This window comes from Actinomadura sp. 1N219 (assembly GCF_044326405.1).
Lineage (GTDB): Bacteria > Actinomycetota > Actinomycetes > Streptosporangiales > Streptosporangiaceae > Spirillospora.
The window spans coordinates 1,394,261-1,409,696 of the sequence record NZ_JBIRAY010000001.1 but is presented as its reverse complement, the minus strand read 5'-3'; the positions used below and the strand labels follow the sequence as shown (position 1 = coordinate 1,409,696).

The following is a 15,436-nucleotide window of genomic DNA, read 5'->3' as shown; positions in this document are numbered from 1 at the left end:
GTCTCTTCACGTGATCATCACGCTAGGAGCGGGCGGACCGGATGGGCGTCCCTCTCGGGTATCGGCTCCGCGCTCGGCAATCCGTACTACGTCACATCCCCCGCACATCCCCCGCGGAGGGATTTGCTGGAGAATGGACGAGACATTCGGGACGGCCCGATTCCGGTGAGGGGTGTGCGATGGCCGAGGAGAAGGTCGAGATCGTCATCGGGCCGGACGGCGCCGTGGAGCTGAGAGTCGAGGGCGTGGCCGGTACGCGGTGCCTGGCCGACACCGACCCGCTCGTCCAGGCGCTCGGCGGGGACGTCGAACACCACGAGCTCACCGACGAGGCGTACCAGCAGGCGGAGGCCGACGAGCAGGACCGCCAGTGGCAGGGATGACCTCCTCTCCACGGGTTCCGTGGCGGGTGCACGCCGTCCTTCCTCGCAGCGTCGCCAACGGGCCTGGCACGCGGTACGTGATCTGGAGCCAGGGCTGCGCGCTCGGGTGTTCCGGCTGTTTCAACCCCGAGACGCATGCGCAGAGCGACGGCGGCGGCGCGTCCGTCCGGACGGCCGGTGACGTCGCCGCGGACGTGCTGGCGGACGCCGCGCACCTGGACGGCGTGACGCTGACCGGCGGGGAGCCGCTGGAGCAGCCCGCCGCGATCGCCGCGTTCTGCGCCGAGGTGAAGGCGCGCGGCGGCCTAGGCGTGATCGTGCTGACCGGCTTCACCCGCCGGGAGATCGAGACGGACCCGGCGCGGGCGGCGGCCGTCGCGGACGCCGACCTGGTCGTCGCCGGACGCTACAACGAGCGGCTGCGCGTGGCCCGCGGGCTGCGCGGCTCGTCGAACAAGGAGTACTGGATGCGCACCGATCGCTACGGCCCGGACGACCTGGCGGCCGTCCCCGAGCTGGAGATCACGATCACCGCCGGGACGGTCACGGTCACCGGCATGGCCGCGCCGGGACGGAGTCTCTGATGAGCGGGGACTCCGTCCAGGACGAGATCCGGCTGTACCTCCGCGCCCGCGTCGCGCTGATCGTGCTGGTCACCGTCGAGGAGCGGCGGGCGCTGCAGATGCTGGACCGGGTGCGCCGCGACCGCGACGCGTCCGCCGACCTGATCACCTGGGACGTCGCCTCCGGGCTGGAATCGGCGGAGGGACGGCAGCTCCCGAAGGCCGTCTCGCCGCCGGACGTGCTCGCCAAGATCCAGGACCTGGCGGTGAAGGAGCCCGCGCGCCGCGACCTGTACGTCCTCAAGGACTTCCACGCGTTCTGGGAGCGTGACCCGGTGGTCAGGCGGCGGCTGCGCAACCTCGCCGACAAGCTCGTCTACACCGGCTCGTCCTTGATCGTGACCACGCCGATCCGGTCCGTCCCGGTGGAGCTGGGCGACGACGCGGTGGTGGTGGAGATGCCGCTGCCGGACGGCGCGGCGCTGCGCCGCGAGCTCGACCACCTCATCGACAACACCAAGGGCGTGAGGTGCGCCCTCACCCCGGCGGGCCGCAGCAGGCTGGCGCAGGCGGCGCTGGGCCTCACCGCCGCGCGGGCCCGGCAGGCGTTCGCGAAGGCGATCGTCCGGGACGACGTGCTGGACGACCGCGACATCGACGCGGTCGTGGCGGAGAAGAAGGCCGTCATCCGGGAGAGCGAGGCGCTGGAGTTCTACACCGCCGAGGAGAGCCCCGACGACCTCGGCGGCCTGGGCGTGCTGAAGGAGTGGCTGCGGCTGCGCGAGCGCGCCTTCGGCGACGCGGCCCGCGAGTTCCGGCTGCCCGCGCCGAAGGGGATCGCGCTGATCGGCATCCCCGGCACGGGCAAGAGCCTCACCGCGAAGATGATCGGCGGGCTGTGGCGGCTGCCGCTGCTGCGGCTGGACGTCGGCGCGCTGTACGGCTCGCTGGTCGGCGAGTCGGAGGAGCGGGTGCGCCGGGCGCTGCGGCTGGCGGAGACCGTGTCCCCGTGCGTGCTGTGGATCGACGAGGTCGAGAAGGCGCTGGCGGCGGGCGGGCATGACGGCGGCACGTCGCAGCGCGTCTTCGGAACCGTGCTGACGTGGATGCAGGAGAAGACGGAGCCGGTGTTCGTGGTCGCGACGGCCAACGACGTCAGCGCGCTGCCGCCGGAGACGCTCCGCCGCGGCCGGTTCGACGAGATCTTCTTCCTCGACCTGCCCACCGAGGCGGAACGCCGCGAGATCATCACCGTCCATCTGCGGAAACGCGGCCGGACGCCGGAGGCGTTCGACGTGCGCCGGCTGGCGCGGGACTGCGACGGGTTCGTCGGCGCCGAGCTGGAGCAGGTCATCGTGGACGCGATGTACGAGGCGTTCGCCGAGGAGCGCGACGTCACGACGGACGACGTCGCGCGGGCGGCGGCGCGGACGGTCCCGCTGAGCACGTCGCAGCGCGAGGTCATCGAGGACCTGCGCACCTGGCTGCGGGAGGGACGCGCCCAGTCGGCGTCCTTCACCGAGGCCGAGCTGGCCGCCGGACACCAGGTGCCGGTGCTGGAGGTGTAGGTGAACGTCCGGGGCGCCCTGCTGCTGCTGAGGGTCTATCCGCGTCCGGGGGCGGCGCGGGCGCGGGCCGTCCGTACCGTGGTGCGTGCGGCGGAGGCGGGTGATCCCGCGGCCGTGCGCGCGTTCGCGCAGGCGGCCGGGTCTCCTCTGGGCGAGACGCTGTGGCGGGCGTGGCTGGCCCTCTCCGCGCGCCGCTGGTCGTCTCCGCTGCTGGACGTCCTGTCGCCCGTTCCCGGCGTGCTCGTCGACGCCGCCTGGACCGACTGGCTGGACGAGCACGACGACCGCCTGTGGTCACTCCTGGACCGCTGGGACCGGGCCGCCACGCCGGACGCGAGGCTTCGCGTCGCGTCCCTCAGCAGGCTGGCGCGCGGAGACGGAGACGATGACGCGGACGCCGCCACGGACGTCCCGCCGGACGTGCTCGCCGAGGCCGCCGCACGCTTCGACCATCCGATCGGCGACCGGGCCCGCGCCCGCCTGGCCGCGCACCCCGCCCCGGACGCCGTCGACGCCCTGTGCGCCATCGCCGTCACCGCCGCCGCCGAGTCGCCGGATCTCACGGCGTTCTGCGTCGCGCATCATCTCGCCCCGTCCGGCCAGGTGGAGCGCGCCGCGTTCTTCGTGCGCACCGGGCAGCATGAGCAGCATCGGGCACTGGACGGCGACGGCGCGCTGCTGGCGATGGCGTACCGGACGGCGGCCCCGGAAGTCCGCGCCGACCTGCGCACGATCATGGCCGCCGAGGGCGACTCCGAGCTGATCCGGGTGGTGGTCGCGGGCGAGCGGCGCGACCGGGTCGCCGAGCTGTCCGACGCCGAACTCGACTACCTCGGGCACCATCTCGCGGAGCATCGGCGCTGGCCGGAGCTGCGCGGCCTCGTCCGCGACCTGCCCCTCGCCAAGGCCGCCGCCGCGGCGCGGCTCCTCCCGGAGGACGAACGCACCGGCGACGACGCCGACCTGCTCGCGCTGCTGGCAACCCGGCCCTGGCAGGAGCTGCGCGAAACGGTCGGCCGGTTGCCCGCCGAGCACCTGACCAGGTTCGGGACGCCGCGGAACAGCATGGCGGTGTCCATCTCACCGGACTCCGCCGAACTGGCCGTGAGCTGGCCGGAAGGCCGCTCCACGCCGACGACGCTCCACGTGGAGACCTTGCGTATCGGCAGCGGCCAAAGCACCATGCACGTCACCGGCACGACCGATTCCGGTTTCCTCCATCCGCTGCTGCACCTCGGCGACGAGATCCTCCTCAACCGTCAGACCGATCTCCGCTGGCGCCTCGACCGGGTCTTTCCTGAACGGCACACGTTCGACTCGCCCGAGGGAATGTCACCGCACCTGCGGAGGACGTCGCGCGGCGCGGTGATGATTCACCTGGAGGGTCTGGCGTTCGCGGATCCCGGCGCCGATCGAATGCGGCTTGTGCCCGTCCATTCGTTCCGGAAGATGATGGGCGGCATTGCCGTCTCCCTCCAAAACCGATGCCAGTTGACGACGCTTCCCGCCGCCCGGCTCATCGCCTTCTCCGACCTCCACAACGAGATCTACGTGACGACGGAGGACGCGGCGGAAGTCCGGAAGATACCGGCGGACGAGTTCGCGGGCGACGACTGCTCCGTCGACGCGCTCGCCTTCCTCGACCCGAACACCCTGGCCGTGCACGGGCACGCGCGCGAAGGGCTCACCATCAGCCAGCACACCGAGATCTGGGAACTCCCGCCGGACGGGGTGCCGCACCGCACCGCCGCGCACGACGGCCCCGTCCGCGACCGCTGGCCCGTCGAGGAGTGGGAGGGAGCGTCCTTGGATCCGTTCTTCGCCCACCAAATACTCACGGCCGATCTGGTGACCCCTCATTTCGGCGGCGTCCATCCCGGCATTCCCTGGCTGCAGGCCAAGGGGCAGGCGAAGTCGAAATTCCGGCGGTTCCTGGCCATGCCGCTGGCCGGAGACATGCTCGTCACATCGTCGGGTGAAATGCAGTATGAAACCCTTGAGATCCACAGTCGCCACTTGCCCACGGCGCGGGCGTTCCTTGAACGGCCGTTTCTGCACTGCACTCCGCAGGATCTCCAGCGCACGCGCGAACTCCGCCTGAAAATCGGTGATCCCGTCGTGCGGGACGCGCTCGAACTGCTGGGCAATTGCCTGGCGCACCGTTTCGGCGGCGACATCGCGCTGGGCACCGGCCCGGCGCCCGCAGCCGGGCCCACCGACATCGCGCTGTCCCGGCAGCAGAACGGAAACGCATGACGACCCGTATCGGCATCGACTTCGGCACCGCGAACACGGTCGTCGCGGGCTGGGACGCCGAGCACGGCCAGGGCGCGCCGATCCCGCTGCCCGGCGTCGACGTGCTGCGGGAGGCCGGTCCCGGGCCGATGCAGCGGGTCGTGCCGTCCCTCATCGCCTACGCGGATGATGGCTCCGCCCGCCGTCTCGGCTCCCAGATCACCCCCGATCTGTTCGAGACGCCGGGCGTCACGGTGTTCGCGTCCACCAAGGCGAACGTGTCCGGGCACGCCTACGACGCGCCGCGCAAGGTCGGCGACCGCAAGATCACCGGCAGGGAGGCCGCGACGCGGTTCCTCGGCGACGTCATGGCGCTCGCCGTGCTCGCCGTCGAGGACGACGACCTGGAGATCGTCGCGACCGCGCCCGTCGAGTCGTTCGACCGCTACCGCGACTGGCTGGTGCGCGAGGTCCGGGACGGGCTGCCCGCCGCCCGCCTGCGGGTCGTGGACGAGGCCACCGCCGCCGCCGTCGGCTACCACTCCCGCCTCAACCCGGGGGACGCGTTCGCCGTCGTCGACTTCGGCGCGGGCACCCTCGACGTCTCGGTGGTGCGCGTGCAGGAACCCGACGCGGCCGGTGCGGGCGCCGGGGTCCGCACCATCGCCAAGAGGGGCCTGGACCTGGGCGGCAACACCGTCGACGCGATCCTCGCCGAGCACGCCGCCGCGCGCCTGTCCCTCCCGGCGGGCGACCAGATCGGGAACAACCGGGTGTTCCGCCGCCTCCTGGCATCCGCCGAGCGGGCCAAACGCGCCCTCGCCACGGCTCCGCGGGCCGAGATCGAGGCCCGCGACGCCCGCACCGGCGAGACGCACCGGGTCGCCGTCACGCGGGCCGAGTTCGACGCGCTGCTCCGCGACAAGGGCGTGCTGCGGCGCGTCAACCAGGCGCTGCGCGGGTGCCTGGAGGCGGCGGCCGGGCGCGGGTTCGGCGTGGACGATCTCCGGCAGGTGTTCCTCGTCGGCGGGAGCTGCCTCATCCCCGCCGTCCAGGACCTCGTCGCCCTGCACTTCGACCCGGACGTGGTCCGCCTCGACCGTCCGCTGGAGGCGGTCGCCACCGGCGCGGCCGGGATCGCGGGAGGCAGCGAGCTGTACGACCACGTCCAGCACGACTACGCGATCCGGCACGTCGACGGCGAGACGGGCGCGTACGAGTTCGAGACGCTGGTCGAGGCGGGCACCGCGTACCCGACGCCCGAGCCCGTCCGGACGATCACCGTCAAGGCGGTGCACGACCGGCAGCGGCGGCTCGGCCTGGCCGTCTACGAGCTCGCGCACGCCACCTACCGCGACGCGGGCGCCGAGCTGGAGATCGCCTTCGACGCGAGCGGCGGCGCGCGCGCCGTGGCCGTCAGCCCGCAGCAGCGCCAGGAGCGCTCGATGCTGTGGCTGAACGAGGACAGCCCGACGTTCCTGGTCGCCGACCCGCCCGCCGCCGCGGGCCAGGACCGTTTCCGCCTGGAGTTCCGCGTCGACGCGCACAAGCGCCTGACCGTCACCGCCTACGACCTGCACCGCCAGGTGCTGATACTGGACCGGCAGCCCGTCGTCCGGCTGGCCTGAAGCGAGGACCGCCATGTCACATTTCACCCGGGTACGCACCACGCTCCGCGACGCCGATCTGCTCGCCGCGGCCCTCGCGGCGGTCGGGCTCCCGTCGGTCGAGACGCACGACGAGCCGCAGACGCTGTACGGGTATCAGGGCGACGCCCGGCCGGAGCGCGCCGAGGTGATCGTCCGCCGCCGCCACATCGGCAGGCAGAGCAACGACCTCGGGTTCCGCCGCCGGGGGGACGGCGCCTTCGAGGCGATCATCAGCGGGTACGACAGGAGCCGCTTCGACCAGGCGTGGCTGGCGGGGCTCAACCGCGCCTACGGGCACGCCGCGGCGCTGCGCTACGCCGAGGACAACGGCTACGAGATCGACTCCGACGTCGTCGGCGAGAACGGCGAGCGCCGCCTGGTCCTGCGCCGCTACACCTGATCTCCGAAAACTCTTCTCCGGCCGGTGTCGATCCGGGCGGCCTCCGTTCGTGTAGGAGGTGAGACGCCGCCACAGGGGCAGGCGCGCAACGGGATTGGGGTGAGACGCTCATGGCCGAGGTCCGGACGCTGCTCGACGGACGCGGACTCGTGGAGTCGCCGCGCTGGCACGACGACCGCCTGTACTTCTCCGACTGGACGGCAGGCGAGGTCGTCGCCGTCGACCTCGAAGGCCGCAGCGAGGTGGTCGCGCGCGTGGAGTCGCTGCCGCTGTGCACCGCGTTCCTCCCAGACGGGCGGCTGCTGGTCGTCGACTCCGCCACCGGACGGCTGCTGCGCCGCGAACCGGACGGAACCCTGGCCCCGCACGCCGAACTCGGCGAGCCGGGCTGGAACGACATCGCGCTCGACGGACGCGGCAACGCCTACGTCAACCGGCTCGGCTGGAACCCGGCCGAACCGGACGCGTTCAAGCCGGGATTCGTCCACCTCGCCGCCGCGGACGGCACGGTCCGCCAGGTCGCCGACGACATCGCCTTCCCCAACGGGATGGCCGTCACGCCCGACGACTCCACCCTGATCGTCGCCGACTCCCATCGGCACTGCCTGCTGGCTTTCGACATCGACGACAACGGCGACCTGTCGAACCGGCGCGTCTGGGCCGACCTGGGCGAAGGCACCCCGGACGAAGGCACCCCGGACGGCATCTGCCTCGACGCCGAAGGCGCCGTCTGGTACGCCGACGTGCCCAACGAGCGGTGCGTGCGCGTCGCCGAGGGCGGGACCGTCCTCGACACGGTCGAGCTGGACCGCGGCGGCTTCGCCTGCGCCCTCGGCGGCCCCGACGGCAGGTCGCTGTTCATCGTCACCGCCGAGTTCCTCGGCATGACCGGGAAGGACCTGGTGACGCCGGGCAGCGGCCAGGTGCTCGTCACGCGGGTGGACGTCCCGGGAGTGGGCCGGCCGTGATCAGGCGGGGGTCACGTGGCTGATCGCCTCCTCGGCCAGGTCGGGCCAGGCGAGGTCGGAGCCGGGGTCGAGGCTGAGCCATTCGCGCATCGGGGTGCCCTTGTTGCCGTCGAACCTGACGCCCTCCCCTGCGGCGACGAGGTCGTCCACCCTGCTCTTGGGGAGCTTCACCACCAGCCGGCCGTCCACGAACATCGCGAAGATCTTGTTGTTGCACCGGAGCGTGGACGAGCCGAACCCGCCCCGCCCACCGGAGCCCGGCGGTGAGATCCCCGGTCTTCGTTCCAGCTCGCCGACCAGCAGGTCAAAGCGTTCCTCAGGCGTCATACGAACCTCCCCCTCCGAAGACCGCCAGTATGTCGCCCGCCACCGACACTTCCCGGACCGAACTCGCCAGACCTCCTACTTCTCGCGGATGGCCCTCAACGACTCCTTCAGCGAGCTGACCGTGCTCAGGACGGCCGTGGGCTCGTAGCCGCAGTGCGCCATGCAGTTGGCGCAGCGCGGGTCGCGGCCCCGTCCGTAGGCGTCCCAGTCGGTCTCCTCGACGAGTTCCTTGTACGTCTGGGCGTAGCCGTCCGACATCAGGTAGCAGGGACGCTGCCAGCCGAAAAGGGAGTAGGACGGGATTCCCCACGCGGTGCAGGCGAAATCCGCCTTGCCTTCGAGGAAGTCCAGGAAGAGCGGCGAGTGGTTGAAGCGCCAGCGCTTGCGCCGCCCGTCCGCGAACGCCTTGCGGAACAGTTCCCTGGTCTCCTGGACGCCGAGGAAATGCTCCTGGTCGGGCGCCTTCTCGTACGCGTACGCCGGCGAGATCATCATCTCGTCGATCTTGAGGTCGTCGTTGAGGTAATTGAGGACGTCGATGACCGTCTGCGGTGTGTCGGTGTTGAAGAACGTCGTGTTCGTCGTCACGCGGAAACCGCGCCGCTGGCATTCCTTGATGGCGGCGACGGCGTCGTCGAAGACGCCTTCCTTGCAGACGGACGCGTCGTGCCGCTCCTTCAGCCCGTCGATGTGCACCGCCCACGCGAAGTACGGCGACGGCTTGAACTTGTCGAGCTTCTTCGGGATGAGCAGCGCGTTCGTGCACAGGAAGACGAACTTCTTCATCTTGACGAGCTCGCCGACGATCTCCTCGATCTGCGGGTGCATGAGCGGTTCGCCGCCCGCGATCGACACCATCGGGGCGCCGCTTTCCTTGATGGCGGCGATGGCCTGCTCGACCGGCATCCGTTTCTTCAGAATGTCGTGCGTGTGCTGGATCTTGCCGCATCCCGCGCACGCGAGATTGCACGCGAAGAGCGGTTCGAGTTCGACGATGAGAGGGAACTTGTCCCTGCCGCGAATCTTGTTGCGGAGGATATAGCTTCCGATGCGGACGCTTTGACGAAGCGGCATGCTCATGATGGTCGGACCTCCTTGGACAGATAGCGGCCGAGCGCGCTGATCGGGAACACCAGCCGGTAGAGGTGGTAGTTGATGTAGAAGTCGCCGGGGAATCCGGTGCCGGTGTACTGGTCCTCGTCCCAGGTCCCGTCGGGGCGCTGGTTGTCCACGAGCCAGCGGACGCCGGCGTCCACGGCCGGGGAGCGTTCACCGGCGGCGAGCAGCGCCAGCAGCGCCCAGGCCGTCTGCGACGCCGTCGACTCGCCCCGCCCGATCCAGGACGGGTCGTCGTAGGAGCGCAGGTCCTCGCCCCAGCCGCCGTCGTCGTTCTGGTGCCGCTCCAGCCACGCCACCGCCCGCCTGATCGGCGACTTGCCCCGCCCGACGCCCGCCGCGACCAGCGCCGGGACGACGCTGCCCGTCCCGTACACGTGGTTGGCTCCCCAGCGTCCGAACCACGAGCCGTCCGCCTCCTGGGCCTTCAGCAGCCAGACGACGGCCCGCTTGACGGTCGGCGACTCCGCGCGGCCCTCGCCCGCGAGCGCCTCCACGACGTGCGCGGTGACGTCGGCGGACGGCGGGTCGATGACCGCGCCGAAGTCGCAGAAGGGCAGCTTGGTGCAGAGGTCCTGGGTGTTGTCGGCGTCGAAGGCCCCGTAGCCGCCGTCGCTGGACGCCATGCCCTCCAGCCAGCGGACGGCCCGCCCGATCGGCGCCTCGGCGTCCGGGAAATCGACCTTCCGCAGGGCGAGGATCACCTCGGCGGTGTCGTCGGTGTCGGGGTAGCCGTCGTTGTCGAACTCGAACGCCCAGCCGCCCGGCGCGAGCCCCGGCCGCCGCACCGACCAGTCCCCCGGCCCGCGGACCTCCTCGCCGACGACCCAGGCGGCGGCGTGCCGCAGCGCCGGGTCGTCCGCGGGCGCGCCCGCGTCGCCGAGCGCGTTCATCGCCAGGACGGTGTCCCACACCGGGGACTGGCACGCCTCCAGCCTGCGGCCCTTCTCGTCCCGGATCGTGAAGCGTTCCAAACCGTCCAGCCCGCGCCGGATGACGGGATGGTCGAGGCCGTAGCCGAGCTCGTGCAGCGCCATCAGCGAGTACACCCACGGCGGCTGGATCCCGCCCCAGCAGCCGTCCGCCTCCTGCCGGGCGATGATCCAGTCGGCGGCGCGGCGCAGCGCCGCCGTCCGCAGCGGCCGCACCGGGCGCTTCTCGTACACGTGCAGGACGCGGTCGAGCCCGTTGAAGAACCGTCCCCAGCCCTTCTGGTCCTTCGCCGGGCGATGGCCGCCGCGCAGCTCGGGCAGGTCGAACGGCAGCGCCCGGACGGGACGCAGCGACCCGAGCACGGTCAGCGGCACGATCGTCTGCCGCGCCCAGCACGCCCAGTCGTACACGTTCAGCGGGACGCGTTTCGGCAGGTACATCAGCTCGGGCGGCATGACGGGCAGGTCGTCCCACGACCACTGCCCGAACAGGGCCAGCCAGATCCGGGTGAACACGCGGGTGGCCTCGATGCCGCCCGCGTCCCGCGCGTACTTCGCCGCCCGGCGCATGTGGTCGGCGTCCACGGGGTCGCCCGCGAGGCGCAGCGCGACGTACGCCTCCACCGTCGTGGACAGGTCGGGCGGCCCGCCGTGGAAGTTCGCCCACGTCCCGTCCTCGCGCTGCTGGGAGCGGACCCAGCGCGCCGCCTCCGCCGTCTCGCGCTCCGACCTGATGCCGAGGAACTGGCGGAGCAGCAGGTCCTCGGCGTCCATGGTCACGTTGGTCTCCAGCTCGCCCTTCCACCAGCCCTCGGACGACTGCAGGCCGAGCAGATGGTCGCGGGCCGCACCGGCGGCGGCAGCGGCGGCACCGGTCAGTCCGGACACGTCGGTCGTGGTCATTCAGCGCTCCTAACCGCTTGTTCAGTGGTCCCGGGAGGTGACGAAGAGTGCGATGTCGCGGAATTCGGCGCGGACGTCGTCGTCCATGCCGGAGTCGGCGAGCCGCTTCTCCGCCGACGCGATCCGGCGGTCCGCCTCGGCCGCGGCCCATTCCCGTCCGCCGGCCGCCTCGACCAGCCGCGCCATCTCCCGCAGGACGTCCTCGGACTGCGCCCCGGGAAGCGCGTACAGCTCGGCGAGACGCTCCGACTCGGCGGTCCCGGCGGTCAGCGCGAAGACGACGGGCAGCGACTTCTTGCGGGCGCGCAGGTCGGCCAGGACCGGTTTGCCGGTCGTGTCCGGGCTGCCCCAGATGCCGAGCAGGTCGTCCACGAGCTGGAACGCCAGGCCCATCTCGGACCCGAACCCGGTCAGCGCGGTGACCAGCCGGGTCGGCCCCTCGCCGAGCATCGCCCCGATCGAGCAGGCGCAGGCGAGCAGCGCGCCGGTCTTGTCCGCCGCCATCGTCAGGCACTCGTCGAGGGTGACGTCGTCGCGCTGCTCGAACCCGAGGTCGAGCGCCTGGCCGGAGATGAGCCGCTGCGTCGCGGCGGCCAGGGCGCGCGCCGCCCAGTGCGCGCCGCGCGTCTGCTCCTCCAGCAGCAGCTCCTCGGACAGCGCCAGCAGCGCGTCCCCGCCGAGGATCGCGGCGGACGGGCCGAACACCGTCCACGCTGCGGGACGGTGCCGGCGGGTCCGGTCGCCGTCCATGATGTCGTCGTGCAGCAGCGAGAACGCGTGCACGAACTCGACGGCGACCGCGCCCGGCAGCGCCGTCTCGTAGGGGGTCCCGGCGGCGCGGGCCGACAGCAGCGCCAGCGCCGGGCGCAGCGCCTTCCCGCCGGCGGCGGCCGGATGGCCCTGCTCGTCGGTCCAGCCGAGGTGGTAGGCGACGACGCGGCGGGTCATCGGGTCGAGCCGTTCGGCGGACGCTCGCATCGCCCGGTCCACCAGCGCGCGCCCGTCCGTCATCGAGGCAGGCACGGCGGTCATCGGGGGCTCACCCCCGCGCCGGCGCCCACGTCGGTGCCCGTGCCGACCAGATGCCGCCGGACCAGCCGGGCGGCGCTGAGACCACTGCGCACCGCTCCCTCCATCGTGTCGGGCCAGCCCGTGTCCGTCCACGCGCCGGCGAGGAACAGCCACGGCAGCCGGGTCGCGGACGCGGGGCGCAGCGCGCCGCTGCCGGGGCTCTGGCGGAATGTGGCGTGCCGTTCCCGCGTCACGAAGAAGTCGGTGACGCGGGCGCGGCGGGCGGCCGGGAACAGCCGCTCCAGCGCGGCGAGGTAGACGTCGCGCAGTTCGGCGGTCGGGGTGTCGATCCAGCGGTCGGCCGCCGACACCGAAACCGCGAGGTACTGGCCGGACGCGAGGCCGCTGATGGCCGTCCGGTCGAAGACCCACTGGACGGGCGAGTCGACCGCGGCGACGAACGGCTCGTCCAGCACGGGCCTGTCGTAGACGACATGGACGTTGACGATCGGGCTCGACCCGAGCCCCGCCCACTCCCCCCGGTTCGGGCACGCGCCCGCCGGGACGAGCGAGGACGCGACCCGGTGCGGCACCGCGACCACGACGGCGTCCGCGCTCACCGGCTCGCCGTTCACGACGAGCTTCGGCCCGTCCTCGATCGCCGTGACCTTCGCGCCGAGCCGGACGAGCCCCCCGCCCTCCTCGATCCTCGCCGCCGCGATCGTGCCGTGCAGCTCCCCGAGGGGCACCGCCGGAACACCGATGTCGGCGGCGTCGGACCGGCCGAGCAGCGCCGTCTGGCACACGAACGCGGCGGGCCCGAGCGCGGCGTCGTCCAGCTTCATGTTCAGGGCGGCCGTGACGAACAGCTCCCACAATGCGTGCCGGGCCCGTTCGCGCTGGCCGTGCCCGGCGAGCCAGCCGCCCATGCTCGACCCGTCGAGCGCGGGGTCGTCCGGGTCGAGCCGGTCGAGCGCCAGCGACGCGCGGACGGCGCGCAGCCGGTCGCCCGGCGAGAGCAGCGCGTACCGGGCGAGCGCGGGCATCAGGTGCAGCGGCCCCGGCGCCTTGGCCCGGCGGAGCCGCCCGCCAGGACCGTCGGGGGTGAGGACGCGCACGTCGAAGCGGTCCTGGACGCGGACCTTGTCCGCCGCGCCCAGCCGTCCCAGCAGCCCCTGGTAGGCGGTGCAGCATTTCAGGAAGATGTGCTGCCCGTTGTCGACGGTGAGGCCGTCGCGTTCAAAGGAGTGCGTCGCGCCGCCCAGCCGGGGCCGCGCCTCATAGACCGTCGCCCGCAACCCGGCCTCCTGCAGCGCAAGCGCGGCCGTGATCCCCGCGAGCCCGCCGCCGACGACCGCGACGTGCCCGTCCCCCGCCGCGGGGGTCATCGGTGGATCCCCGCCATCGCCTTGGCGGACACCGCCGCCTTCTCCCAGGCCGGCAGCGACGTCCGGGTCTGCAGCGCGGCGAGCGGATCGGACCTGATGCGTTTCAGCAGCTGCCGGTAGATGCCCGCCATCGCCCCGGCGCAGGCGGCGCTGCGGCGGTCCAGCATCGGCAGCAGCCGCAGCCCGGTCCCGTACCATTCGGCCGCCCGCGACGCCTGGAACCTCACGAGGGAGACGAGGTGGTCGGGCGGGTCGGTGAACCGGCCCGACTCGTCCAGGTGCAGGGTGCAGCCGAACTTGGCGAGGTCTTTGGCGGGAAGGTAGACGCGGCCGCTGAGGCCGTCCTCCCGGACGTCCCGCAGGATGTTCGTCAGCTGCAGCGCGACGCCGAGCGCGTCGGCGCGCGGCCCGGCCGTGCCGGGGTCGGACGTGCCGAACACGCCGAGCGACAGCCGCCCGACGGCGCCCGCGACGCACCGGCAGTACCAGAGCAGGTCGTCGAACGTGTCGTAGGTCTCGCCGCGGACGTCGGCCTCGCAGCCGTCGATGAGCTCGCCGAACGCGTCCAGCGGGATGGGGTGGCGGCGCGCCGCGTCCGCCAGCGCCACCAGCACGGGATCGGACGGGTCGCCGCCCGGGTCGGCGAGCCGCGCGCGCTCCTCCGCGAGCTTCTCCAGCCGGGTCGCGGCGGGCGCGTCGTGGTCGTCGCCGATGTCGTCGACCCGGCGGGCGAACGCGTAGACGGCGCTCAGGGCGCGCCGCTTCGGCGCGGGCAGCAGGCGGATCCCGTACGAGAAGTTACGAGCCTGGGAGCGCACGACATTCTCGCAATGCCGGTACGCGCTGGCTTCGTCCATCTCCTCATCTCCTTCCCAAGGTTCGCGACCACTCGACGAGGAGCCGCGGTTTTCTCGGTCGTGACGGGCCGCCCAGCACGTCGTACGCGTTCTTGTCCAATGCCGCCAGCGCCGCGAGTCCGCCGGCCACGTAGCCGGCGACGGCGACGCGGGCGAATCCGCGGAGCCGGACGGTGAGGTCCGCTCCTTCGTCCAGTAGTTCCCGCGCCCGCCGCGCCTGGAGCGCCACGACGCCGCGCAGCCGGGTCGGCGTGACGGCGGCGTCGAGGTCGCCGTCCGCGCATCCGAACCGGCGGAGGTCGTCCTGCGGCAGATAGATCCGGCCGTTGCGGTGGTCTTCGCCGACGTCCTGGCAGTGCTCGATGATCTGCAGCGCCGTGCACACCTTGTCGGAGAGGCGGAGCCTTTCCGGGGTGGCGGCGCCGAACACGTACAGGACGATGTGCCCCACCGGGTCGGCGGACAGGGTGCAGTAGTCGAGCAGGTCGTCGAAAGTCGTGTACCGGGAGATTTCCTGGTCCTGCCGGTTGGCCTGGAGGAGGCGGCGGAACGGCTCGGCCGGGATCCCGCAGCCGGTGATCGTGCGGGCCAGGTTGCGCATCGCCGGGAGCTCCGGGCGCGTGCCCGCGTAGACGCGGTCGAGGTCGCGTTCGACCGCGTCGAGGAGTCCGGCCCGCTCGCCGGGGGGCGCCTCGTCCCCGATGTCGTCCACGAGCCGGGCATAGCCGTACACGTTCAGCAGGTGCGCGCGATGGCGGGCCGGAAGGAGCCGGCTGGCGACGGGAAAGTTCTCCCCCGTCTGCAGTTCATCGCGAGAACGGCGTTCCTCTGTCTCGTTCCACAAACGCTCACTGACGGACATGGCGTTCCTTCGAGGGCGGCGGTGGTGCGGGGCGTTCGAACATGCCCGATAACCGGGTGCCCGCCCGGTAAACACGGGCAACGAGGGTCCTGTGGCGTACGTCCCCTGGTAACCGCGTAGACCCTCCCGAATATCCGTCATTTATGAATATAGACCGGAAGTGGTCAGACGGGAATATGTGATCCACGAGACATGCGAGCACCGTTTGCCAAGGCTCATTCCCGGGCAGCGAGCACGGACCGGTACAGCAGTGGCCAAATAAGGCGATGACCGG

14 protein-coding genes are annotated in these 15,436 nt (G+C 72.2%); 7 read left to right on the top strand and 7 right to left on the bottom strand.

Going from position 1 to position 15,436, the window contains the following annotated elements:
• The first annotated feature begins 179 nt into the window (after positions 1 to 179).
• From ACH35V_RS06370 to ACH35V_RS06340, 7 genes are all read left to right on the top strand, one after another.
• Positions 180 to 383, top strand: a complete 204-nt coding sequence (locus tag ACH35V_RS06370; protein WP_395970580.1) for a DUF2997 domain-containing protein — start codon at positions 180 to 182, stop codon at positions 381 to 383.
• Positions 380 to 967, top strand: a complete 588-nt coding sequence (locus tag ACH35V_RS06365) for a 4Fe-4S cluster-binding domain-containing protein (protein WP_395970579.1) — start codon at positions 380 to 382, stop codon at positions 965 to 967. The genes ACH35V_RS06370 and ACH35V_RS06365 overlap by 4 nt, the downstream gene beginning before the upstream one ends.
• Positions 967 to 2,514: an AAA family ATPase gene (locus ACH35V_RS06360; protein ID WP_395970578.1), complete on the top strand. Its 1,548-nt coding sequence runs from the start codon at positions 967 to 969 to the stop codon at positions 2,512 to 2,514. Before ACH35V_RS06365 ends, ACH35V_RS06360 begins: the two co-directional genes overlap by 1 nt.
• Positions 2,515 to 4,770, top strand: a complete 2,256-nt coding sequence (locus tag ACH35V_RS06355; protein ID WP_395970577.1) for a hypothetical protein — start codon at positions 2,515 to 2,517, stop codon at positions 4,768 to 4,770.
• The gene (locus tag ACH35V_RS06350) at positions 4,767 to 6,377 is read left to right on the top strand and encodes an Hsp70 family protein (protein WP_395970576.1); all 1,611 of its coding nucleotides are present in this window, start codon (positions 4,767 to 4,769) and stop codon (positions 6,375 to 6,377) included. The genes ACH35V_RS06355 and ACH35V_RS06350 overlap by 4 nt, the downstream gene beginning before the upstream one ends.
• A gap of 13 nt (positions 6,378 to 6,390) precedes the next feature.
• Positions 6,391 to 6,798, top strand: a complete 408-nt coding sequence (locus tag ACH35V_RS06345) for a DUF1257 domain-containing protein (protein ID WP_395970575.1) — start codon at positions 6,391 to 6,393, stop codon at positions 6,796 to 6,798.
• 110 nt (positions 6,799 to 6,908) lie between these two features.
• Complete coding sequence (locus ACH35V_RS06340; protein WP_395970574.1) at positions 6,909 to 7,766, top strand: SMP-30/gluconolactonase/LRE family protein; 858 nt, start codon at positions 6,909 to 6,911, stop codon at positions 7,764 to 7,766.
• On the opposite strand, the gene ACH35V_RS06335 is transcribed toward ACH35V_RS06340, so the two are convergent.
• The 7 genes from ACH35V_RS06335 to hpnC all read right to left on the bottom strand — a co-directional run bounded on the left by ACH35V_RS06335 (position 7,767) and on the right by hpnC (position 15,162).
• Positions 7,767 to 8,093: a hypothetical protein gene (locus ACH35V_RS06335; RefSeq protein ID WP_395970573.1), complete on the bottom strand. Its 327-nt coding sequence runs from the start codon at positions 8,091 to 8,093 to the stop codon at positions 7,767 to 7,769.
• Positions 8,094 to 8,168: 75 nt separating this feature from the next.
• Positions 8,169 to 9,173: an adenosyl-hopene transferase HpnH gene (gene hpnH, locus ACH35V_RS06330; protein WP_395970572.1), complete on the bottom strand. Its 1,005-nt coding sequence runs from the start codon at positions 9,171 to 9,173 to the stop codon at positions 8,169 to 8,171.
• On the bottom strand, positions 9,170 to 11,044 hold the full coding sequence (shc, locus tag ACH35V_RS06325; RefSeq protein ID WP_395970571.1) for a squalene--hopene cyclase: 1,875 nt from the start codon (positions 11,042 to 11,044) through the stop codon (positions 9,170 to 9,172). Before shc ends, hpnH begins: the two co-directional genes overlap by 4 nt.
• A 21-nt stretch (positions 11,045 to 11,065) precedes the next feature.
• Positions 11,066 to 12,076 (bottom strand): polyprenyl synthetase family protein, encoded by a 1,011-nt coding sequence (locus tag ACH35V_RS06320; protein WP_395970570.1) that lies wholly within the window; start codon positions 12,074 to 12,076, stop codon positions 11,066 to 11,068.
• The gene (gene hpnE / locus ACH35V_RS06315) at positions 12,073 to 13,443 is read right to left on the bottom strand and encodes a hydroxysqualene dehydroxylase HpnE (RefSeq protein WP_395970569.1); all 1,371 of its coding nucleotides are present in this window, start codon (positions 13,441 to 13,443) and stop codon (positions 12,073 to 12,075) included. The genes ACH35V_RS06320 and hpnE overlap by 4 nt, the downstream gene beginning before the upstream one ends.
• Entirely contained in the window at positions 13,440 to 14,300 is an 861-nt protein-coding gene (hpnD, locus tag ACH35V_RS06310; RefSeq protein ID WP_395970568.1) for a presqualene diphosphate synthase HpnD, read from the bottom strand. The genes hpnE and hpnD overlap by 4 nt, the downstream gene beginning before the upstream one ends.
• A gap of 4 nt (positions 14,301 to 14,304) precedes the next feature.
• Entirely contained in the window at positions 14,305 to 15,162 is an 858-nt protein-coding gene (gene hpnC / locus ACH35V_RS06305) for a squalene synthase HpnC (protein ID WP_395970567.1), read from the bottom strand.
• Positions 15,163 to 15,436: the final 274 nt, after the last annotated feature.